The sequence below is a fragment of the Vibrio iocasae genome, assembly GCF_042245395.1.
GTDB classification, from domain to species: Bacteria; Pseudomonadota; Gammaproteobacteria; order Enterobacterales; family Vibrionaceae; genus Vibrio; species Vibrio iocasae.
Genome location: NZ_CP145310.1, coordinates 1,199,087 through 1,221,546, shown reverse-complemented (window position 1 = coordinate 1,221,546; position 22,460 = coordinate 1,199,087). Strand labels below are relative to the sequence as shown.

Genomic DNA, 22,460 nt, shown 5'->3' with positions numbered 1-22,460 from the left:
ACAGAAAGAACGCTCAAAGGTGACTTTTGAGCGTTTTTTGCTCTATTTCAGTGAATTGGCATACGTGTAAATCATGTCTCACTTATACATGAAAATCAGCATGATATGTTTCTAAATCCGGCAATCTGGTCCATGATATAAATATTGCTGATATGAAATGGATTTCAATAACTCAATGCTAAGGATGTTGACTCTTTTATTAACGTGTTGTGTTGCGACTGCGATTGACGCAAAAAACGCGCAGCCAATGGACGTGCATTGGAGTCTATACAACTTTCCACCCTACCTGCTTGTAAGTAAAAAGCTTCCCGGAGAAGGGGCTGCGGTTGAGTTTATAAAGAAGTTTGTAGCGGAAACGCCTGAAATAAACCATACATTTGAAGAGACCAGCTTCACCAGAGTCATCGGCTTGATGAGAGACGGAGTTTTTACTTGTAATCCTCTCTTACTTCGGGTCCCCGAACGTGAAGCGTTTGTCGAATTTAGCAAGCCTATTATTATGGCTTTGCCTCACCATATCGTCATACGTAAAAAAGATCTGGAGCGATACTCCCCTCATCTAACACCTGAAGGTAAAGTGAACCTGGATTCATTGTTATCTGATGATAGCTTCACAACAACAATACCGAGAGATAGAGCATACCCATCTCTGGTAAGTGACTTGCTAAAAGAGAACGAAGGGGTCAAACATATCAATCGCAGAGCAACGGATTTTAGAACCCCAGTGAGCCAGTTGAGAGCTGGATGGATAGATTATGTCATTGCTTATCCATTCGAGATTCAATGGTACTCGGTCTATACCGAAACATTCAAAGGTGTTGAGCTTGAATATCTATCTATGCAAGGAATGCCAGAATATGCGCTTGGGCATGTGGGATGTACTAAGGGAATAAAAGGTCAGCAGGTTATTGAACGAATTAATGAGGTCATTGAACAGGAAGGTGCCGATCCTTCGTGGAATCGACATCAGTTTTACGAGCTTGACAGTCAAGCCAGAGAGAAACATGAAGCGCTACTGATGCAGTATCAACCTTTTGGACAGCTGAAATAAAAGATCGAATGTTTTTTGCACCCGACAATAAAAGAAAGCAGATGAAAGCTGGAATCACGAAGTCAGCATGGAAAAGTCAGCTAGGCAGACGGTTGATGCTTTGGGTTATTGTGATCAGCGCGTTAAATGCGCTTATTGCCACTTCAATACAGCTCACCTTAGATTATCGAAGAGATTTAACCGATGTGACCAATGCTCTTACCTACACAGAAGAGCATTTAGTTTCAGGGATAGCAGAAGCCATCTATAACTATGATGCTAATCAGCTTGACGTCCAAATTCAGGGAATTAATGGTTCGCCCTGGATAGCGGGTGTTATGGCGAAATATGGCCCAATGGAACGGGAAATTACCTATGGGGAAATAGACCTTGATAGCCAGCAGCTAAGAGCCTGGCCGTTAATCGTTGAAGCCGGTACCAATCGGGTAGAAGTCGGGCGATTATATGTCGCACCGAATATGGACACCGTTTATCAACGAACAGTGCGACGGATTAGTATTGTTCTGCTGACCCAAACCATAAAAACGTTTGTTGTGTCGCTGTCTATTCTTTTGTTGTTTGCCGCTCTGATTACACGTCATCTTGAAAAAATCGCCAGTTACACAAGTTCGTTTTCCTCTGTCAGAAGGTTTTATCGATTGACGCTAAATCGCGCACCACGAAATCCACCAGATGAACTGGATGAGTTAGTCGACAGCCTGAATAACACCGGAGAAAAACTGGTAAAGGCGAGGGAACGGGAGAAACAGTTGCTTCACTCATTAGAGCAAAAAGTCGCGGAGCGCACGGAAGAGCTTGAAAAAGCTAACCGGAAACTGGAGTACTTGAGCGAAACAGACTTCCTGACAAACTTGGCTAATCGGAGAAAGTTTTTCACTGATATAGAGTCCGAACTTCGCAGAGCAAAAAGAACCGAGCAAAGTATGGCTCTGGCTCTTATTGATGTCGACCACTTTAAATCGTACAACGACAATTACGGTCATCCCGAAGGTGATCGATGTTTAAAACGACTGGCAGAAATTCTTTCTGGTTTTGCTCAAAGACCAGGTGATTTGGCTGCTCGATACGGTGGTGAAGAGTTTGCATTGCTACTTGGCAACATGGAGTACGACGATGCAGTTCGCCATGTGAATGAGCTGAGAACGTCCATAGAATCGAAAAAAATAACGCATCAACATACTGATACTGGCGTAATTACGGTGAGTATAGGGTTAGCAGTATTGAGGCCTGGCGCTGCTTTTACCAGTTCAAAGCTGATTGATATGGCGGATAAGGCGCTATATAGAGCGAAGGACAACGGAAGAAACAGGGTAGAGGTGGTAACCTCTACCAATGAATTCGAATAAAGTGATCATTCGGTCAGGCCACCGCTTCCTGCTCAAAATAGGACCCAAGCATGGTGTTGATCTTTGACTCCAGCTCAGAAGGCGTGTGCTTATGTACTGTTGCACAGTAGGATGCCGCCCCGTTGCAGACCAGGCACTTTCGAGGTTCCAGCTCACAAGCTTTTCTGGAAATGGTCTTCCCCTCGTGATTCATGACATCAAGATTAATCAATGAACCTAGAAAGTGTTGTCTTTCTAGCTTGATCATGGTGCGTTTTAGCTCAGAAGAAGAAGCACCAGCCACGATATACATCGCTTCGTCGCCACTTTTTTGATGAAAAACTTCCTCCTTTACCACTCTGCAGCCTAGTTCACTGAGCTGCTTTTTAGTGGCACTAACGGCCTCGTTAAACACCTTTTTAGCATCAGTACTATGAACCATATGCGCTGGCATATAGGTAGTTAGGGTGATTAGTGGTAACTGATGTTTTGCAATCCAGCGTTGTTGTCTTTGTGCTCTGACTTGTGCACCTTCGTGTCTGTCATACACGGTTACTGATTCCGACATGTTCGCCTCCTTATAACGACGGTAATAAAGAGTTTAATTTTCGTAGAAGTAACAGATTGCGTGATCGGAAGCATTTACCAGTGGCGCTAGTGTATTAAATGGCGTTTATGCACTTAACTCTCTGGCTGCTAAGGATTAAAACCATAAACGCCATATAAGTTGTTTCGTGGTTGATTTTGAATGATGCACTTCACGAAGTCTGCCCATGTCTCTCAGTTAGACTTTTTGGACACTAATCACTAACAGGTTGTTTATTAACATGAGTGAAAGTCCAATTATTCTGGAAGGCGTAACTCTTATGCTGCTCGGCATGGGGTTTGTTTTCTTTTTTCTCGTCTTACTTGTCGGTGCGACTCGTTTACTTTCAACCATCGCTATGAAGGTACAGCCGGTTTCGGCTCCTAAAGCCGCGAAGGTTAGGAACGCGGCATCAGAAGATTCAGACGATTCCGTTGTAGCCGCTATTTCCGCAGCACTTCATCACCACAAGAAAAAACTAAGTCAACAAGCATAAGATTACAGGGGATTTGTAATGTCCAAAACAGTTAAACCATTAGGTATCACGGATGTGGTGCTACGTGATGCACACCAGTCACTTTTTGCTACTCGCATGCGTCTCGATGACATGCTGCCGATCGCTTCCGAGTTGGATGAGATCGGCTATTGGTCTCTTGAGTCATGGGGCGGAGCAACATTTGACTCGTGCATTCGTTTCTTAGGGGAAGATCCTTGGGAGCGCCTGCGTGAACTTAAGAAAGTGATGCCTAAGACCAAACAGCAGATGCTGTTCCGTGGACAAAATATTCTGGGTTACCGTCACTATGCCGATGACGTAGTCGACAAATTTGTTGAACGTGCTGTTGTGAATGGCATGGATGTGTTCCGTGTATTTGATGCTTTGAATGATGTTCGCAACATGGAGCAAGCGATTCAGGCAGTAAACCGCCAGGGTGCACACGCTCAGGGTACGATTTGCTACACAACAAGCCCGGTACACACTATGCAGTCATGGGTGGATGTGGCTGAGCAACTTGTTGAGTGTGGTGTTAACTCTATCGCAATCAAAGATATGTCTGGTGTTATGTCGCCATACGAAGCATATGAGCTGGTTTCGACGCTTAAGAAGCAGTTGGACGTAGAGCTTCACCTTCATTGTCACTCTACGGCTGGTATTGCAGATATGACGCTGCTTAAAGCGATTGAAGCGGGTGTTGATCGTGTTGACACTGCGATTTCTACTATGAGCGGTACATATGGCCACCCAGCGACAGAATCGATTGTTGCGGCTCTTAAAGGAACCGAGCGCGATACGGGTCTGGATATTAAGAAGATCGAAAACATTGCCGCATACTTCCGTGAAGTGCGTAAAAAATACCACGCTTTTGAAGGCCAACAGCGCGGCTCTGATTCAAGAATCCTTGTTGCTCAGGTGCCAGGTGGCATGCTAACAAACATGGAAAATCAGCTAAAACAACAGAACTCTCTGGATCGCATTGATGAAGTATTAGAGGAGATCCCTCGTGTACGTGAAGATCTTGGTTTTATTCCACTGGTTACCCCAACGTCTCAAATTGTTGGCACTCAGGCGGTTATCAACGTAATGATGGGTGAGCGCTACAAAACGATCACTAAAGAGACTGCAGGCGTACTTCGAGGCGAATATGGCCAAACGCCTGCAGAGGTGAACAGCGAACTTCAACAACGTGTACTGGAAGGTAACGAACCGATTACGTGTCGTCCTGCGGATCTGATTGAGCCGGAAGTAAACAGCCTGACGGAATCAGTGGAAGCACAAGCGAAAGAGAAAGGTATTACGCTTGCTGAAAATGCCATTGATGACGTGTTAACAGTCGCACTGTTTGATCAGGTGGCATGGAAGTTCCTTGAAAATCGTGGCAATCCAGACGCGTTTGAACCTGTGCCAACTGCAGAAGTGGCTACACCTAAGGCAGAAGCTAAACCTCAACCAGTGGCTGACAACGCGGTTTACACAGTGAACGTAAACAATAAGGCGTATGTTGTTCAAATCAACGAAGGTGCTGATCCTGAAGTGCTAGCTGTCGCTGATACCGCTCCGGCAAGTGCGCCTGCTGCTCCTGTAGCATCTGCACCAGCAGGTGATGCCGAGCCTGTGTCTGCGCCATTGGCAGGTAACATCTGGAAGATTCATGCGAAAGCGGGTCAGGATGTGAAAGAAGGCGACACGCTTCTGATCCTTGAAGCGATGAAGATGGAAACCGAAATCAAAGCCGCACGTGACGGTAAAATTGACCACGTAGCCGTATCTGAAGGTGATGCTGTTCAGGTGGGTGATACTTTGCTGGCACTGGCATAAGGGTAGGACATGGAAAGCGCGTTAGCTCTTATAAATGACTTTGGCTTCCTGCATTTGCAGTGGGGCCAGGCCATCATGATATTGGTGGGTATGGTGCTTCTCTATCTTGCGATAGTGAAGCAGTTTGAACCCTTACTGCTTGTGCCAATCGGTTTGGGCGGGATTCTTTCGAACCTGCCTGATGCGAACCTGGCTATCAGCGCGGTAGAAGCCGCGATACATGCAGGTCAGGCTGATGTAATGCAGTCGTTCGCATCTATTCTGAACATCTCAGATACGGCTCCTAAGGTAATTAAAGAGGCTTATGCGCTGGCGACTCCGGAGCAGAAGCTGAATCTTCATCTACTTGCAGAGCAGTACAAATACTCAGACGGAATGCTTTATACCTTCTACAGTGTTGCGATTGCATCGGGTGTTGGTCCGTTAGTGATCTTCATGGGCGTTGGTGCAATGACGGATTTTGGTCCGCTACTTGCGAACCCTAAGACGTTGCTACTCGGTGCTGCAGCTCAGTTTGGTATCTTCGCGACTGTGCTTGGCGCACTGGCATTGAGTCAGTTTGGCATTATGGACTTTAGCGTTGCGCAGGCAGCGGCTATCGGCATTATTGGCGGTGCGGACGGCCCGACAGCGATTTATGTTTCAAGCATGCTTGCTCCTGAATTACTTGGTGCTATTGCGGTCGCTGCATACTCATATATGGCGCTGGTTCCGATGATCCAGCCACCAATTATGAAAGCACTGACAACAGAAGCAGAACGTAAGATTGAGATGAAACAACTTCGTCAGGTGAGCAAGATAGAGAAAGTATGCTTCCCGCTGATGCTTCTCATTCTGATTGCAATGCTTCTTCCGTCAGCAACTCCGCTACTGGGCATGTTCTGCTTCGGTAACCTGATGCGCGAATGTGGCGTGGTCGAGCGTCTGTCTGATACTGCTCAGAATGGTCTGATCAATATTGTGACTATCTTCCTTGGCTTGTCGGTTGGTTCTAAGCTGATGGCAGATAAGTTCCTGCAGCCACAAACCCTAGGTATTCTGGCTTTGGGTATTGCAGCGTTCTGTGTTGGTACTGCGGCCGGTTTGCTGATGGCCAAGCTTATGAACAAAGTCTTTGAAGAGAAAGTGAATCCATTACTTGGTTCTGCCGGGGTATCGGCGGTACCAATGGCGGCTCGTGTATCTAACAAGATTGGTCTTGAAGCGAACCCTCAAAACTTCTTGTTGATGCATGCGATGGGGCCAAACGTTGCAGGTGTTATCGGATCTGCGGTCGCAGCAGGTGTGATGATTAAGTATGTATTGGGTGGCTAAACGTTACTTTTAATGGGCAAATAAGGGAGAACATGTTCTCCCTTTTGTCGTATCTGCATTTAAGTGGCTAGTAAATAAAACGATAAGAATAACAACCAGTGTTCTGATAGAACCTGAGAACGATTAGAAAGGCGGGAGTAATATGATTGATAATTCACTTCGGTTGCTGGAAAAGATCCAGAACAGTGTCTCGTTCAGAAACAAAATATTTATCTTTATTCTTGTTTCTATGGGATTGCAGCTTGCGTTTATAGGTGTAAACCTTCGAAGCGCAGCGTTGGAGACTCTGGAGCACCAGGTGGGAACCAGAGCGCTTGTTCAGGCAAGAGAGATCGCCACCGACCCCTTACTCATAAAATACCTGACCGAAAAAAAAGCTGACCTCATAGAGCAATTAATAGAGCGCCGTCGAGAGGTATCTGACTCCAGTTTTATCGTTGTCGGGGATGAGCAGGGAATCCGTCTTTCTCACCCGGTAAAAGAACGGGTTGGTTTGCCGATGCAAGGTTCTGATAACGATGGTGCTTTGGTAAGAGGTAAGTCTTATATCTCCCTCAATGAAGGCAGCCTGGGCGTCTCTATTCGGGGAAAAACCGCAGTCAAAGACCAGTATGGCAATATTATTGGTGTTGTGTCCGTTGGATATCTTTTAGAACGTTTTGATGGCTGGATGATTGAGTATGCCCAGCCGTTAGTTTTAGACTTCTTTATCATTTTGTTTATTACTTTGGTTGTAGGTTGGCTTTTCTCAAGCCATATCAAACGCAACATGAATGGCAAAGAACCCGCTGAAATTGCATTCGCTTACAACATGAGGAAATCAATTCTTCGTTCTGTCTACGAAGGCATTGTCGCTATCGATAAGCAAGGAAAGATACTCACGGTTAACTTTACTGCACTTGAGCTGATGGGCTTAGATAAAAAGCCGAGCGAACTTAAGGACAATGATATTCTCGATTACGTCAATCAGGGACAGTTTTTTTTCAGCACACCGTATGACGAAAACCTAAAAGATGAACTGATTAAAGTAAACGGGGAGATGATGATTGCTAACCGTGTTGCTATCTACGATGAGGAGAGACTAAGTGGTTGGGTGATTAGCTTCCGCAAAAAAGAAGATATCAGCACGTTAACGGATGAGCTTTCTCAGGTACGGCAGTACACAGACAACTTGCGTGCAATGCGTGATGAGTATGAAAACAAAATCTCCACAATTGCAGGTCTTATCCAGATGGGAGAGAGCTCTTCTGCTCTGGGGTTAATCTACAATGAAAAGTACCGGAAACAGGAAACAAAAGAGTTTATTACTAGTCGGATTAAGTGTAAGCAAATCGCCGGAATAATGATTGGTAAGGCCGCAAGAGCCAGTGTTTTGGGATTGAACCTGAAGTTCGACGAAAACAGCCAGCTCGCTGAAGATAGTGAAGCAATTGACACTAACGAGCTTGCGGCGGTTATTGGCAACCTACTGGACAACGCGTTTGAAGCAACCTTGAAGAACCCGGAAAGTAACAAAGAAGTCAGCTTCTTAATCTCCGATGCCACTAAGGAGTTGGTGATTGAAGTGAAAGATAATGGTTGCGGTATTGACCCTGAGATCGCCACAACGATGTTTTCTCGCGGGGTTTCAAGTAAAGATGAAAGCAGTGGCGGTGTTGGTCTTTATCTCATCAATAAGTACGTCAACAATGTTGGTGGTGTAATTATGGTTGATGAAGCTCGCCCGAAAGGGACCGTGTTTTCCATCTTTATCCCCAAAAAATAGTCGATCTTCCCCTTGTCGATTGTGCAGGGTGTCTGTCCAGGCATCCTGTACTAATTTCGAACAATACCCGTGTAACTCTTAAACCAAATTTGAATTAAATTCATTAAAACCATTTAACGCGTTTAAGGCGATAAAAAGTATGATTGGAAGATCTGGATATATTTATTGTATGGATAATATATCGCCCCCTGTTTATTTACTCAAAGAATAAATTATATTCACTGTCACACCTTTTACATTTATTTATGAATAGAAATATAAATAAAAATATAATTACCCCGATCTTTAAATATCTATGGACAGAAAATAAGCAAGACGGTAACGAGGATATGAACGAAATTTCTCATCAGCTTATGGATAAAGTGAAATCCGGTTTTTCTTTTAGAAAGCAGGTATTTCTGCTGATTTTTGCGTTGATGTCACTCCAGTTGATCTTTATGGGTTCGAACTTCCATTCTGCTCTAGTGGACACGCTTGAAGATCAGGTGGGTACCAGAGCGTTGATTCAGGCGCGAGAAATCGCCAGTGACCCAGAATTGATTGCAGAAGTCCGAGTCAGAAATGTACCGGAAGTAGAAAAGCTTATAGACCGTTTAACCAAGATATCTGACGCCAGCTTTATTGTGGTTGGTGATACTGAAGGTATAAGACTTGCGCACCCTGTTAAAGAGAAGATCGGGTTTGCCATGCAGGGTGGGGATAATGCGGGGGCGCTTGAGCGTGGCGAGTCTTACGTTTCTGTTCGTGAGGGAAGCCTTGGATATGGTGTCCGGGGTAAAACACCTATCGTTGATTTTGATGGAACGATAATCGGAGTCGTGTCTGTTGGCTATCTGCTGAATCGATTTGATCAGTGGCTGTTGTTTTACGCTAAACCCTTTGCCTACGATGTCATTATCGTCTTTATCTTGACGATTATTGGTGCCTGGTTTTTCTCCAGCCATATAAAGAGCCGAATGAATGGCATGGAGCCATCACAAATTGCGCTTGCTTTATATCTTCAAAAATCGATTCTTAAGTCGGTTTATGAAGGTGTTATTGCAATTGATAAGCAGGGTAAGATATTAACGGTAAACAATACCGCGCTGGCAATGATGGGGACGGACAAGTCAGTCTTTCAGCTTAAGAACCGCAGTATTATGGAGTTTGTCAGCCATACACAGTTCTTCTTTCAGGCACCATTCGAGAAGAACCTGAAAGATGAAATTGTATCGTTTAATGGCAACACTTTTATTGCTAACCGAGTTGCCATGATTGATAACGAAGAGTTAATTGGCTGGGTTGTGAGCTTCAGACGTAAAGATGATATTAACTCTTTGACTGCAGAATTAACGCAAATTAAACAATATACCGATAATTTGCGAGTGCTAAGGCATGAACACGCAAATAAACTTTCTATGATCTCGGGATTAATCGAAATAGGTGAATATGATAAAGCGCTATCTCTTATAAACCGTGAAAATAATAGAAAGCAGAAATTAATTGACTTTATTAGTTCGCGAATAAATAACAAGCAGTTAGCTGGTTTATTGTTAGGGAAATATACCCGTTCGAGAGAGCTTGGATTAGACCTTCAGTTTGACCCGACATGTCAATTGACGGAGCTAGGAAGTCATATAGATTTGAATGAGTTATCAGCAGTAATAGGCAATTTGCTGGACAACGCATTTGAAGCGACTTTAAAAAATCCGGATAGCAATAAGCAGGTGACTTTTTTGATCACAGACTCGGGTAAAGAGTTGGTCATTGAAGTTGCAGATAACGGTTGCGGTATCGATCCGGAGATAGCAGATACAATATTTACTCGAGGTGTTACGAGTAAGAAAAATAGTGAAGGGCACGGGATAGGCTTATATCTAATAAATCATTATGTCACGAATGCTGGTGGCGTAATTATGGTGGATGATGCTGAGCCTAAAGGAACCATTTTTTCAATTTTTATTCCAAATGACGGTAACAAATGATGGAATCAATAGACGTTATAATCGTAGAAGATGAGACAGGAATTGCGGAACTTCATGCTCAGTTCCTAAGACAGATGATACGCTTCAATCCGGTAGGCATTGCCTCTGATCTGAATATGGCTCGTACCATGATTAAGGTGCACAAGCCACAGCTGGTTATCCTGGATAATTACTTGCCCGACGGGCAGGGTATCGACCTTCTGCGTGAAATCGTATCTGAAAAGAACGATAAAAAGCCTGATGTGATTCTGGTAACTGCAGCCAGCGAAATGGACACAGTAAAAGAGGCGATGCATTGTGGTTGCTTCGATTACATCCTAAAACCGATAGCCTATGACCGATTAAAAGACACATTAAACCGATACTTGAAATACTATAGTGCGTTAAACGCTTATGACAATATTAGCCAGCGACATGTTGACGACCTGTTTAATATCCAAGCGCGAGAGAAAACATCGAACACTTTGCCAAAAGGAATCGGTGAGCTGACCCTCGATAAAATTAAAATGGTGTTTATCGAGAACGTCGGTACTAAGTTTACCGCTGAGAGTTTGGGAGACAGAGTCGGTATCAGCAAGACAACCGCGCGTCGTTATCTTGAATATTGTGCTGCTAGTGGCTTTCTTGAAGCAGAAAACGAACATGGACGAGTAGGTCGACCGGAACGTGTCTACTTAAAATCGAGCTAACCCGTTTTAATTTTCCATTTTATAAGCTCAACGCAAAACCAGTACGTATTTGATAACAGATACAGAACCAGTAATTGATCCCTGCGAAAGTGGGGATTGTCTCTTTATAACCCACTCTTTTCCTTTAAATTCATAAAATTCATTAATGGTTTTTAACCTGTAGTGAAACTTGATAGCTATCGCTAATTCCTGCTGCCCAATACGGAAAATATAAGCCAGACAGATAATGGCTTTCAGACGAATTGGTTACTAGGTCACCACGCCCTTGCTTTCCCATCCGCCTCGAATCGATTTATTGACGTACTCACCCCAAGATTCAAGAGGAAAGAACATGATAATCACTCAGCGATCATACGCTGGAACACTAGAGTCCAGCGACCTGCTGGTAGAGGTATGGCCTTCAGAAGACGACTCCCTGGACATTGAAATCACCAGCTCTGTAGAGAAGCAGTTTGACGAACTGATTTTAAAGGTAGTGACGGACACTCTGACTGAAATGGGTATTCAGGCAGCAAATGTTTCGGTCAACGATAAAGGCGCGTTGGATTGCGTCATCAGAGCAAGAGTGCAGGCTGCTGCTATGCGCGCTGCAAAGACAGAAGAGATGGTCTGGGGAAATCTATAATGAGCAAGTTACGTAGAAGTATGCTGTTTGTACCAGGATCCAACGCAGCAATGTTAAGCAACTCCTTCATCTATACACCAGATGCCATTATGTTCGATCTGGAAGACTCGGTTTCGCTGCGAGAAAAAGATACCGCTCGTATGCTGGTATACAACACGCTTCAACATCCGCTTTATCAGGATATTGAGACAATTGTTCGTGTAAATGGTCTGGATACTCCGTTTGGCCGTGACGACGTACGTGCAGTGGTTAAAGCGGGTGTTACAGCCGTTCGTCTGGCGAAAACGGATTCAGCGCAAGATGTTATCGACATGGATAACCTGATTTCGGAAGCGGAAGAGCAGTTTGGCCGTGAGCCGGGAAGTACCCGTATGCTGGCTGCGATTGAGTCGGCTATGGGTATCAATAACGCTGTCGAAATAGCAAAAGCTTCCGATCGTTTGATTGGTATTGCGCTAGGGGCCGAAGATTATGTTCGGGATCTACGCACTCAAAGAACACCGGAAGGAACAGAGCTGCTATTTGCTCGTTGCTCGATTCTTCAGGCTGCACGTGCGGCCGGAATTATGGCTTTTGATACTGTCTATTCTGATGCCAACAACGAAGAGGGCTTCCTGAAAGAAGCAGAACATATTAAGTCACTTGGTTTTGATGGCAAATCGCTGATTAATCCGCGTCAGATCGAAATGCTTCACAACGTGTTCGCACCGTCTCAGGCAGAAGTTGATCATGCCATAGCAGTTATTGAGGCAGCTGAAGAAGCAGAGGCTCAGGGATCGGGTGTTGCATCTCTTAACGGAAAAATGGTCGATGGCCCAATTATCGAAAGGGCTCGCTGGACATTACAACGCGCAGAAACTGGAATTAAAGAGTAGGGCATCACCATGACAAGCATTAAAAACGCACTAAACCGAGAAATTGCGATTCCAGCAAATGGACACGCTAATATGCGACCATTCACCAATGCGCATGAAATAACGGGTCACATGCTAGAAAAAGAAAACCGTCTGACTCGCAAACTACACGAGTCTCTGGAAGACGCAATCAGGTCAGTCGGTTTAAAGGATGGTATGACCATCTCTTTCCACCACTCGTTCCGCGGAGGCGATAAGACCATCAACATGGTGATGGAAGTGGTTGCAGAAATGGGTTTCAAGGACCTGACTCTGGCTTCAAGCTCGCTTTCAGCTGTTCACGCACCAGTTGTAGGTCATATTAAAAATGGCGTCGTAAGCAAAATATACACTTCAGGTATTCGTGGAGAGCTGGCGGAAGAAATTTCTCGAGGCCTGATGGATGAGCCTGTACAGATCCACTCTCACGGTGGGCGAGTTCACCTTGTTCAGACAGGTGAGCTGAAGATTGATGTTACCTTTATTGGGGTACCCACTTGTGATGAGTTTGGTAATGCAAACGCAACGACCGGACGTTCACGTTGTGGCTCTTTGGGTTATGCGAAAGTTGACGCTGAGTATGCAGACAAGGTTGTCGTTCTGACGGAAGAGTTGGTGGCATATCCTAACTCACCAGCATCTATCGCTCAGGATGCTGTGGATGCGATTGTAAAAGTTGATGAAGTAGGTGATCCGTCAAAGATAGGTGGTGATGCAACCCGAATGACAAAGAATCCACGTGAACTTCTGATTGCACGTAAAGCAGCGGATGTGATTGAGCAGTCAGGCTACTTCTATGACGGTTTCACAATGCAGACTGGTTCCGGTGGTGCTTCATTGGCGGTTACCCGTTTCCTTGAAGATAAAATGGTGCGAAAGAACGTAACTGCAAGTTTTGGCCTTGGCGGTATCACCTCAACCATGGTAGCTATGCATGAAAAAGGGTTAATCAAGACGCTTTTGGATGTTCAGTCATTTGATTCCGATGCGGCTGATTCGTTGGCAAGAAACCCGAAACATATCGAGATTTCAGCTAATCAGTATGCGAATCCTTCCTCTCAGGGGGCTGCGGTTGAGCGTCTCGACGTCGTGATTCTTAGCGCACTGGAAATTGATACAGACTTCAACGTTAACGTTATTACCGGCTCGGATGGTGTAATTCGAGGCGCATCTGGTGGCCACAGTGATACAGCCGCTTCTGCGAACCTGACTATTGTTGTCGCTCCATTAGTTCGAGGCCGTATCCCAACCGTAGTTAATTCAGTATTGAATGTGGTTACTCCGGGAACTGAAATTGATGTACTGGTCACTGATCATGGTGTTGCGGTTAACCCTGCTCGTGAAGAGATCAAGCAACGTCTCGAACAGGCCGGTATCGAGGTATTTGATATCCAGGCACTACAACAACGCGCAGAGCTGTTAACGGGTAAGCCAAAACCAATCGAATATCTGGATAACATCGTCGGTTACGTTCGTTACCGTGATGGTTCAGTGATTGATGTCATCAAACAAGTGAAGGAATAAACATTGTACTCAGGGCCTAAAGTAACGCTTGAACAAGTTCTGGCGAGTCGCGAGCGTCGTGCAAACCGTCAGAAGGAGTGGATTGAGACCTACTCATTACCGCTCATCAGTTTCACTATTAATATGATGGGAGAGGTAAAGCGTAACAAGATTTCGAGTGTTGCGTTTGAGCAGGGCTATCAGGCGATACTGGATGTTTGCCGAATTCAGGACATTCCCATTGTTAGCATTGAAAAATACAGTTCAGACACGGGGAGTGAGTTGCTTATCTCTGCGGGAATTAGCAGTGCTGAAGAAGTCAAACATGCCATGGTGAGCATCGAAGATGAACATCCTTTAGGCCGTTTATTCGACATTGATGTATTGGATGAGCAAGGGATCGCTGTTTCCAGAGATAACCTGAATCTTCCAAGGCGGAAATGCCTGGTTTGTGACAATGAGGCAAAGGTTTGTGCCCGAAGTCGAGCACACAACCTCTCAGAGTTAAAAAACAAGATGAGCGAGATGATACATGATTGCGAGTAATTCTATTCGTTGGTTGTTGGACGATTGCTGTATATATGAGCCTTCTGCTGAGGGTTCTTTAAAACTCAACATTACAGAGTTGGCAGGCAATCTTGCCTATCATGCCATGATGCTTGAGGCACACTTGACACCAAAAGCCGGACTTGTTGATTGTGTATCATCCGGTGCTCATACCGATATGGACATCAATACCTTTATCGCAAGCTCGAATGCACTTCGCCCTTTTATGAAGGAATTTGTTCAGGTTGGTATGCAACAACATAAGCACAGTGCGAGTGAAATCTTACCTTCCCTAAGGCAAGTTGGAATTAGGGCAGAAAAAGCGATGTTTTTAGCGACTCAAAATGTAAACACCCACAAAGGAATGATCTTTACTCTGGGGTTGATTTGCGGATCTGTTGGGTGGTTATACGCAACAGAAAACAGATTTAACGCTAACAGAGTAAGAGAAGTTATCCGTGCCTGTTGTGCAACCTTGGTGGAAGACGATCTTAAGGGTTCGAAGAAAAGAGCCACCACTGCGGGTGAAAAAATATTTAGAGAGCATGGCTTGAGCGGTATCCGTGGCGAGGCGGCTAAAGGATACCCGACAATATTTGATTATGGTTTGCCAGTATACGAGCATTGTATGAAATTAGACTGCTCTGAAGAGCAGGCGATGTCCAGGACATTACTTTCGATAATGGCTAATAATAGTGATACCAACCTTATTAACCGCGGAGGGGTGGCGGGTTTGAACTTCGTTCAGGAACAGTCATCGGCTCTGCTAGATTCTTTTGACTGTGATAGCTCAGATAACGAAACTCTCATCATGGAATTTGATAATAGATTGATTGAAAAGAATTTAAGCCCAGGAGGCAGCGCGGATCTATTGGCCGCAACCTGGCTTTTAGCACAGTTAAATCTTTGCTCGCGAACGAGCTGAGCAAAAAAGAACAACATAAAAACTATCTCCATTTCAACTCTCGTAAGTTTTGCCCCGTGAAAGCGGGGATTTTTTTATACTGGGAAGCTCAACAGAAAGGTAAAGAATGACAAACTCTATTTGTATAGGAATCATAGGCAACTATTTCGGTCACTTAAGTGGGGCTGAAAATGTAGAAGAACATCCAATGCCGAACGGCATATTTGTTATTAACCGAGAACACCCGGAAACATTGACCACCGGAAGCGAGGCCCGATATCCAAAAACAGGAACCAATGTTGATATTGAGCCTGAGTTTGTGATTCGTTTTAAAGCGAAGTATGAGAAAAATCAGCTCGCTTCACTGAAGCCTTTGCAAATGACCATTGGAAATGATTTTACTATCCGTAAGTTGGACGGTTCCTCTAAGATTTCTGAGCGCAAAGCATGGGGTGAAAAGTCAAAAGGCATAAATCGTCTATGGTGGGACATGCTCGATTTTACACCTGAAAATTACGGTAGGAACCTGAACCTGGTGTCTTACATTGAACGTGAAGGCGAGCTTTACTGTGCTACGCTATTGGTAAATTGTACCGACACAAAAGTATTTTGTGATGAGCTAATAAAGTGGGTCATAGATAGAGTTAACAACCAAAAGAGTGAAGGTATGTATGAGGAAATCTTACCTTCTGTGAATGAAATGAGCTTTCCGGAAGAACTGATCTTATTTACGGGTGCACCAAATTACTCTCAATGGGGAGAGGATAACTTTGTAGAGAAGGGGGATACAGTGCATATTGCCGCTTTTCAGGCGAGTTCCTGGAGTCAGGAGCAAGTGAAAAAGTTATTTGTCAGCAAAGAAATCATCAATAACGATGAGATTTTAACTTTGTCTCAGGAAGTGGTCTGATTCGCTTAGTTGAGCTCAACAAATAAAAAAAAGAGCAATGAAAATACTTCATTGCTCTGTTCCCAAAATCCCTACAAACACAATTCCGCTGGTATAACGTCAACGCTTTCATCAATTTCTAGCTGATGCTGGAACCCGTAACTATGCTCTTTACATAAAGGAACGACAAAAAACTTGTCACCCGAGTGCTCTCGGTTTTTTACCAACACACCATGATCGTGCTTTTCAGTACAGTTCACTTCAGAGCAGTAGCAATACTGTCTCTTAGCAAAGTGTTTCCAGTAATTTAGCCAGTTCTGGCGTGCTTTTTCTGTAACGGTATCGTCTGAAATGTTGGTAACAATCATCTTATTAATCTCTATGCTGTGGAACGAGATTAATTTTATGGAGTGAGGGCTACAAATTCTTTGAGTGAAGGCGCATCAAGTCGTGGCACTAAAGCTTTAAAGTGACTTTAATGGTTAAAAAAGTAAATAACGCTCTTAAGCGTATGTGCTGAGGTGCCTGCCCCTGTGGACGGATTGACTTGAGATAGCATGGCCTTTGTCGGTATATAGTGCAGAGGGGGTACGATTGTTTTGACGGGTCTCTGAACGACAAGCATAACCATCACTCTTATCATCGGAGTAGGAGCGATTAAATGTCGCCGTTTCGGCCACTTCACGAATTAATTGAGAAGCCTGAGACAAACTTAACACTGGAATTTGGTTGTGATTTAAGCGTACCTGGGAGTTTACTCTCATTAAGTGGCCCTATAACTATGAATAGTTGACTGAATAAGAGAATTTTAAATTTCTAATTTATTTGTATGTTTTTATAGCAACAATTTATCGTCAGGATAATGTTAGGGATTAAGATTACTGAGGTTTATGGATTATGGTTTTGCAGGGGTTAAAAGTTGCAGATTAACGAGCAACGGCTCCACCTAAGGTTAGGTTGTCTGGCCATTTAGAAATGATGTTTCCACCCAGATATATGTTTCCATTCACTGTCATGGTTTCTGGAAACTTAGTAATAGCTGAACCACCAATATAAAGATTCCCATCGATGATGATTTGGTTAGGCAGCTCTTCGATAGGGGTTCGTATAACGCTCAAATCGCCCTTCACGTGAAGTCTGGGGGGGAGAGACTTGAGGGGAGTATCTGTCAGGTTAATATAGCCGCCCACCTGAACACCAGTAGGCCAATTTTCAATCTGCGAGCCCAGTAAGTTCGCGTATCCTTTAATCTTGGTTCCACGTCTTATCGTTTTTAAGGCACTATTGGAGGCGTCAAGGCTACCATCGACAACAAGACCTTGTGGTAAGCTGGCTATCTGAGTTTTGGAAACATTTAAGTTACCTTTAACTGTCAGGTCGGCTGGTAATGAAGTATACGGCTTGTTGCGAAGATAAAGATTTCCATAATTATCGATATGATTGAGGATTTTATACGTATCAAGCGGAACACCTGTAGCTGGTGTACTTAGCAGGAAAGCTAAAGATAAAAATAGATACGTCTTCATATCGTGTTGATTGAGTTTGGGTTCAATGTATCTAGTATATCGGCATTTGTTGCAGGAACTGTAGCTAGATAGAAGCGGACATGATGTCCGCCAAACAATTCCAATGCATCAAGGAGAAACACGCTTATCGAGCTAATGAGCGTGTCTTTAATTCATAAATGAGTTTTTCTGCGCTCACTTCAAACTTAATGCGAGCATGAAGTTCTTTTGCGTCTTCGTTCATTGGTGCTACTTCAATTTCCGCTGATGCAGAAACTTCTTTTGCAAGTACTTCGTAGTTCTTAAACTCCGCTTCCAGAGCGACTTTAGATTCTCCGAAAAGAGAGACTTCCGCTACGTTGTCGCCTTCGTGAATAATAAAGCCCATCTCAGCAGACACACCACAAGCCTCGCACAACTCGTTTTCTTGTTCTTCAAATAGTTTTTTTTCTTCTGACATAACAACATCCTCTTATAAGACTGCTAATAGTAACCAGCAGGATCAGAGAAAGATAGCGCTAAATGTTATTGGGAGCAATATTCTACTTAGCATGTATAAAAAAGTACTTTCTACGATGATGTGCACAAATATTGAGCAATATGACAATTTAAGTATTACATGACGCCATAGTGTTACATTTTAGCTTGAGAGTGTAACAAGGCATTTCCAGGCAATTTTTAGACTTATTTATTTATGTAAAATATGTATCAGCTCATTTAATAAGCAAGAAGAATGCTTAATAAATTGAAATGGGCAGCATCATCTTCAATCCCGAGATGATTGAAAGGAGCGAATATAAGGAAGTAGAAAGGCAGATCTACCAGATAAATAAAACTGAGTAGCATCAAAATACATATATAACAGTAAGAGCCTACAACATGCCAAAACGTAGTAAAGAAGAGACAGAAGTTACTATTCAAACTATCATGGATGCAGTCGTTGATCAGTTGATCAGACTGGGTTATGACAAAATGTCTTACACAACATTAAGTCAGCAAACAGGAATTTCCCGAACGGGTATTAGTCATCACTTCCCGAAAAAAACAGATTTTATTGTTTCACTTGATGACAGGATATATAGCCAATTTATCAGCCATTTAAACACAGAAAGTGATTTAGACTCTTTCTCCAGAAGTTGGATAAGTGCACTTGAGAATAGTGAGTTTGTTGCGATATTAAGAATTCTCTTCCACCATATCGTTAATAACGAACATGAGGTTGGTTTTGCAAAGAAAGGTGTTGAACGCCTCTACCATCTGCTTGAAAGCCACTATGGTGAGTCAGGAAACCGAGAACTTGAATGGTTGTTGGGAAAAACACTGAGCAATATGGGGCTGACTAAATAACAACTTCCATTTTAATCTTTCACTTTAAACAAAAAAGGCTCTGCAAATGCAGAGCCTTTCTAAAATCAAGTTTTCTTAAGCTGCGTTTAGCTTTGTTTCTGTTAACTTGTCTTTTTTCTTCTCTTGTACCATTTTTGCAAGGAAGTAGACGTTAACGACAGCAATGAACGCATTGGTTGCAACTACTGGAAGTGCACCAATCATAAGACCGTAGATTACGAAAAATGTGCAGCCTACAAAGTTTAATACGCGTAATTTTACGATGTCTTTCATTGTTAGAGAGATAGCAACCATGATTGAAGCTGCGTAACCCATAATTTCGATAGTATCCATTAAATGACCCTCTTTTGAATGCCGATATTCATTCGGTACCAATTCTTCTCTTCTTGAGATAAGTGAGGTAGCTCCGTGCCTCGAACCGTCTGTGTTAATTGAACGGAACGCACTATATCAGGGCACAGAACATGATGAAAGTCACAAAATGATAGAAATTGAAGGTTAGCGATTACGCAAACGTTTAACGTCAAAATAGGGTCAAAAAGAAGCTTTTGATGTTGATGAAAGAGAAGAAAAGAACCCCGGTATAGAACCGGGGTGAAGTAATTAATCGTCGTACATATAATCGTCTAAAGCATAAGGATCATCGTCTAATACGTGCTGCATCCTACCCCTAAGCTGTTCGAGCTGATTCTCCAGAAGGTTCATCTGCTCTACGTCTCCTTCAGAGCAAGCGATATAAATCTCGTGTTCAAGCTCCTCAATTTTCTCTCTGATGTCCATATTGGCCTCCTGCTAAGGATATCAAGAAGACAATTAAAGCGTAGTCGTGATTTTTTTATTCCGCTAGCTTATCGATTTTCAAATCGGTTGTAATCCAATAAACCCGCTTCAATTGGCTGATCTTGCTTATACCAATTATGTACGCTATCACTAAACTGCCAGAAGGCCGGAGATGAACGACGGATGGCAAATCTGTCCAGCAAACGTGTGTAATCCTCTGCAGTTACCGTTGCTTTGAGCATAGTAATAAGCTCAGGAATCTCCTGCTCTTTCAGTGAGAAAAAGACGGCGGGATAGCTTCCGATCACGCCTTTCACCAGCGTTAAGTCATCGTCTTGAGGAATGCGATTGCTTTCCTCATCGAAGAGACTGGATATGTTCTTATGGGCATTATTTCGTAAAAGCGTAAACAGCTTCTTTTGTCCATTTTGGCTTTCAATCATCATCATGCTGATTTGCGGTAATGTCTCCTGACCGAAACCCTTAAGTTTATCTATCTGACGCAGCAGTTGTTCGCTTTCTTCAGACATCCCTGTGTTCACTATTGCGTATCTATCATTCAAGACAGGACGCAGTTTTTCTTTCAACAAGCCATACAGTTCGTTTTTGGTATCATCGGTCTCATAGATCACCTTGGTAGGCTGGCTAAAAGGGGCGACATTACGCTGAAGAAACTCGGAAAGGTGCATTCCCTGATCGATATACCAGGAGTTTAGCTCTTCATGACGAACGTCTGCGGGAAGAAGGGCGACGAAGTTACTTTCACCTTCAAGTCGTAAGAAGTCCATATACATTCGAGTGATGAGCTGATGACCAAAGTTGCCATAGACATCGAATCCTGCGACTAACAAATAGTGAATTCTTTCCAGAAGCGCATAATCCAGAATCCAGGCAGTTTTTGGTTTTTCACCTACCAAGCCTTGTACAACAGAGGCGCTATCAAAGTGGCGGAATACGGTCAAAGCGGCATTCTGGTTCGTTCCATTACCATCCCAGATGACGTCTGTAGTCAGGTGTTGGCCGTTCTCGAACCATTTATTAACGAACTCAGATTTTGCTTCCAGGTACCGGGCTTGTTGTTTTGAGTATGAAATCCAGTTAAGTACGGGAGTAGTATTACTTTCTTGCTCACCCGGTAATTTCAGGTTGTCTACCTGAGAAGCGTAAAACTCGTTTACTTCTGGAATATCTGCTTTATCCGGGTCTAAGAAGAACACCCAAAATCGGTCGTTGATGACGTTTAATGCGAGTTGACCACGACAAACAGGCCCTTTAATGAATGCCATGATGGTTGTTTGTGAGTTGTCCACTAAAAACTTAAAACGGCTTCTGACCGGTAGATCTGTAAATGCTGTCATCGGATTCGCAGCAATCTCAGGCTTATAACCAGGAAGTTGGTTTACTTTGTAGCTGCCATTAAAAAACCAGTCATCCCAGTTGCTCAGTCTCTCTTCGTTCAATGCGTAAGGCATATGAGTTTTATCGACGATACTGGCGAGTTCAGGGATCAATCGGTAGTAGACTCGGTCTACGCCCGGTGCATCGTATGGTCTTCGGGTCGTGATTCTTCGAACGGGTTGGCCGGGTGGTGTAGAAGAGCGCACCAAAGTAAAGAAACGAGGCTCTTCACCTAAGTCAGAAAAATAGAGGTGGAAAAGATAAAGATGCTCATATAAGTATCTGGCAGAAAGTTGTGAGTTCAGACTATTACCATTAAGAACCATTTCCCACTTCGCAATAAGCCTTTGTTCTTCATGTGACACCGGTTTGTCCGCTGACATGATTGCACCAGTTTCAATCCAGTTGATCAGTGTGGCATATTCATTTCGGTCCAGGTTAGGCATTCCGTATGGCATCCCCCAATTTGGATAATCCTGCTCATACTGAGCATGTTCCTCTAATGTTGGGCACTGCTCTGCTCGATAAATGCTAAAGTCGAAGCCTTCAAGCTGGTCCTGTTGGGGGAGTGGGTTGTTCTCTTTTTGAACCAGCATTTTTGCCATTAATCCAGCCTGAAGATTGGCATCACCGGTTTGAGCCCTTTCATTAAGAACGGGGTGGAAATGGAAATCTCGCCATTGCTGTGTAGTTTCAGCATCTTCAAACAACCTTGTTGGTGTTGAGGCTGTCAGACGGCTTCCTTCATAAACTTTGTCTTTACTACCGCCACGATCAATCCCTTGTGCTGAGGACATCTTATATTGGCAAGGGGCGTCATAGCAGGCGTGACAAACAACGCAACGGTTATCGATAACCGGTTTTACTTCCGTTAAATAGTGTTCCGCAGCTTCAGAACCGTAAGGAGCACTTCGTTCACGTACGGAGGACTCACCAAACAGTTCGTTGTAATTAATTCCGGTATAGGTAGCACACCCGGTAAAGATGATTATGCTAAGAAGAACGAGTAGCTTTTGATTTTTCATGCCTAGCCTGAAATTTATTCATTTAAACAGAAGC

The 22,460-nt window shown here is 43.7% G+C and carries 23 protein-coding genes; 15 read left to right on the top strand and 8 right to left on the bottom strand.

What is annotated here, in order from left to right; translation table 11 throughout:
* The first annotated feature begins 157 nt into the window (after window positions 1–157).
* Both SNR28_RS05520 and SNR28_RS05515 read left to right on the top strand, forming a co-directional pair.
* Complete coding sequence (locus SNR28_RS05520; protein WP_375748212.1) at window positions 158–1,051, top strand: hypothetical protein; 894 nt, start codon at window positions 158–160, stop codon at window positions 1,049–1,051.
* 41 nt (window positions 1,052–1,092) lie between these two features.
* Window positions 1,093–2,397 (top strand): diguanylate cyclase, encoded by a 1,305-nt coding sequence (locus SNR28_RS05515; protein ID WP_375748211.1) that lies wholly within the window; start codon window positions 1,093–1,095, stop codon window positions 2,395–2,397.
* Between the two features lie 13 nt (window positions 2,398–2,410).
* Here SNR28_RS05515 and citX (SNR28_RS05510) read toward each other — a convergent pair whose 3' ends face one another.
* A complete protein-coding gene (gene citX, locus SNR28_RS05510) occupies window positions 2,411–2,944 on the bottom strand; it encodes a citrate lyase holo-[acyl-carrier protein] synthase (RefSeq protein ID WP_375748210.1) in 534 nt (177 codons plus the stop codon).
* Window positions 2,945–3,203: 259 nt separating this feature from the next.
* On the opposite strand from citX (SNR28_RS05510), the gene SNR28_RS05505 reads away from it, so the two are divergent.
* The 12 genes from SNR28_RS05505 (at window position 3,204) to SNR28_RS05450 (ending at window position 16,392) form a co-directional block, all read left to right on the top strand.
* Window positions 3,204–3,458 carry an OadG family protein gene (locus SNR28_RS05505; RefSeq protein ID WP_375748209.1) on the top strand — a complete coding sequence of 85 codons (255 nt, stop codon included), beginning with the start codon at window positions 3,204–3,206 and terminating at the stop codon, window positions 3,456–3,458.
* A gap of 18 nt (window positions 3,459–3,476) precedes the next feature.
* Window positions 3,477–5,279, top strand: a complete 1,803-nt coding sequence (oadA, locus tag SNR28_RS05500; RefSeq protein ID WP_375748208.1) for a sodium-extruding oxaloacetate decarboxylase subunit alpha — start codon at window positions 3,477–3,479, stop codon at window positions 5,277–5,279.
* Between the two features lie 9 nt (window positions 5,280–5,288).
* Window positions 5,289–6,593 (top strand): sodium ion-translocating decarboxylase subunit beta, encoded by a 1,305-nt coding sequence (locus tag SNR28_RS05495; protein WP_375748207.1) that lies wholly within the window; start codon window positions 5,289–5,291, stop codon window positions 6,591–6,593.
* A 142-nt stretch (window positions 6,594–6,735) separates the two neighbouring features.
* On the top strand, window positions 6,736–8,358 hold the full coding sequence (locus SNR28_RS05490; protein ID WP_375748206.1) for an ATP-binding protein: 1,623 nt from the start codon (window positions 6,736–6,738) through the stop codon (window positions 8,356–8,358).
* A gap of 329 nt (window positions 8,359–8,687) precedes the next feature.
* The gene (locus SNR28_RS05485; RefSeq protein WP_375748205.1) at window positions 8,688–10,322 is read left to right on the top strand and encodes an ATP-binding protein; all 1,635 of its coding nucleotides are present in this window, start codon (window positions 8,688–8,690) and stop codon (window positions 10,320–10,322) included.
* A complete protein-coding gene (locus tag SNR28_RS05480) occupies window positions 10,319–11,011 on the top strand; it encodes a response regulator (protein ID WP_375748204.1) in 693 nt (230 codons plus the stop codon). Before SNR28_RS05485 ends, SNR28_RS05480 begins: the two co-directional genes overlap by 4 nt.
* A gap of 331 nt (window positions 11,012–11,342) precedes the next feature.
* Entirely contained in the window at window positions 11,343–11,636 is a 294-nt protein-coding gene (citD, locus tag SNR28_RS05475; RefSeq protein ID WP_375748203.1) for a citrate lyase acyl carrier protein, read from the top strand.
* Window positions 11,636–12,511: a citrate (pro-3S)-lyase subunit beta gene (citE, locus tag SNR28_RS05470; protein WP_375748202.1), complete on the top strand. Its 876-nt coding sequence runs from the start codon at window positions 11,636–11,638 to the stop codon at window positions 12,509–12,511. The genes citD and citE overlap by 1 nt, the downstream gene beginning before the upstream one ends.
* 72 nt (window positions 12,512–12,583) lie before the next feature.
* The gene (gene citF, locus SNR28_RS05465; RefSeq protein WP_375749904.1) at window positions 12,584–14,053 is read left to right on the top strand and encodes a citrate lyase subunit alpha; all 1,470 of its coding nucleotides are present in this window, start codon (window positions 12,584–12,586) and stop codon (window positions 14,051–14,053) included.
* Between the two features lie 3 nt (window positions 14,054–14,056).
* Window positions 14,057–14,578, top strand: coding sequence for a citrate lyase holo-[acyl-carrier protein] synthase (gene citX / locus SNR28_RS05460; protein ID WP_375748201.1), 522 nt, complete (start codon window positions 14,057–14,059; stop codon window positions 14,576–14,578).
* Window positions 14,565–15,503 carry a triphosphoribosyl-dephospho-CoA synthase CitG gene (gene citG / locus SNR28_RS05455; RefSeq protein WP_375748200.1) on the top strand — a complete coding sequence of 313 codons (939 nt, stop codon included), beginning with the start codon at window positions 14,565–14,567 and terminating at the stop codon, window positions 15,501–15,503. Before citX (SNR28_RS05460) ends, citG begins: the two co-directional genes overlap by 14 nt.
* A 106-nt stretch (window positions 15,504–15,609) precedes the next feature.
* Entirely contained in the window at window positions 15,610–16,392 is a 783-nt protein-coding gene (locus SNR28_RS05450; RefSeq protein WP_375748199.1) for a DUF5718 family protein, read from the top strand.
* Window positions 16,393–16,463: 71 nt separating this feature from the next.
* Here the strand turns inward: SNR28_RS05450 and SNR28_RS05445 are convergent, their stop codons facing one another.
* The 4 genes from SNR28_RS05445 to SNR28_RS05430 all read right to left on the bottom strand — a co-directional run bounded on the left by SNR28_RS05445 (window position 16,464) and on the right by SNR28_RS05430 (window position 18,336).
* Window positions 16,464–16,739, bottom strand: coding sequence for a hypothetical protein (locus SNR28_RS05445; protein WP_375748198.1), 276 nt, complete (start codon window positions 16,737–16,739; stop codon window positions 16,464–16,466).
* A gap of 135 nt (window positions 16,740–16,874) precedes the next feature.
* Complete coding sequence (locus SNR28_RS05440; protein WP_375748197.1) at window positions 16,875–17,135, bottom strand: hypothetical protein; 261 nt, start codon at window positions 17,133–17,135, stop codon at window positions 16,875–16,877.
* Between the two features lie 162 nt (window positions 17,136–17,297).
* A complete protein-coding gene (locus SNR28_RS05435) occupies window positions 17,298–17,897 on the bottom strand; it encodes a hypothetical protein (RefSeq protein WP_375748196.1) in 600 nt (199 codons plus the stop codon).
* Window positions 17,898–18,021: 124 nt separating this feature from the next.
* The gene (locus SNR28_RS05430) at window positions 18,022–18,336 is read right to left on the bottom strand and encodes a DUF406 family protein (RefSeq protein ID WP_375748195.1); all 315 of its coding nucleotides are present in this window, start codon (window positions 18,334–18,336) and stop codon (window positions 18,022–18,024) included.
* A gap of 419 nt (window positions 18,337–18,755) precedes the next feature.
* Between SNR28_RS05430 and SNR28_RS05425 the strand changes: the two genes are divergently transcribed.
* Complete coding sequence (locus SNR28_RS05425; RefSeq protein WP_375748194.1) at window positions 18,756–19,223, top strand: TetR/AcrR family transcriptional regulator; 468 nt, start codon at window positions 18,756–18,758, stop codon at window positions 19,221–19,223.
* A 75-nt stretch (window positions 19,224–19,298) separates the two neighbouring features.
* Here SNR28_RS05425 and SNR28_RS05420 read toward each other — a convergent pair whose 3' ends face one another.
* The 3 genes from SNR28_RS05420 to SNR28_RS05410 all read right to left on the bottom strand — a co-directional run bounded on the left by SNR28_RS05420 (window position 19,299) and on the right by SNR28_RS05410 (window position 22,426).
* Window positions 19,299–19,556: a YgjV family protein gene (locus tag SNR28_RS05420; protein ID WP_375748193.1), complete on the bottom strand. Its 258-nt coding sequence runs from the start codon at window positions 19,554–19,556 to the stop codon at window positions 19,299–19,301.
* Window positions 19,557–19,826: 270 nt separating this feature from the next.
* Window positions 19,827–20,003: a hypothetical protein gene (locus tag SNR28_RS05415; protein ID WP_375748192.1), complete on the bottom strand. Its 177-nt coding sequence runs from the start codon at window positions 20,001–20,003 to the stop codon at window positions 19,827–19,829.
* A 68-nt stretch (window positions 20,004–20,071) separates the two neighbouring features.
* Window positions 20,072–22,426, bottom strand: coding sequence for a fatty acid cis/trans isomerase (locus tag SNR28_RS05410; protein ID WP_375748191.1), 2,355 nt, complete (start codon window positions 22,424–22,426; stop codon window positions 20,072–20,074).
* Window positions 22,427–22,460 lie beyond the last annotated feature (34 nt).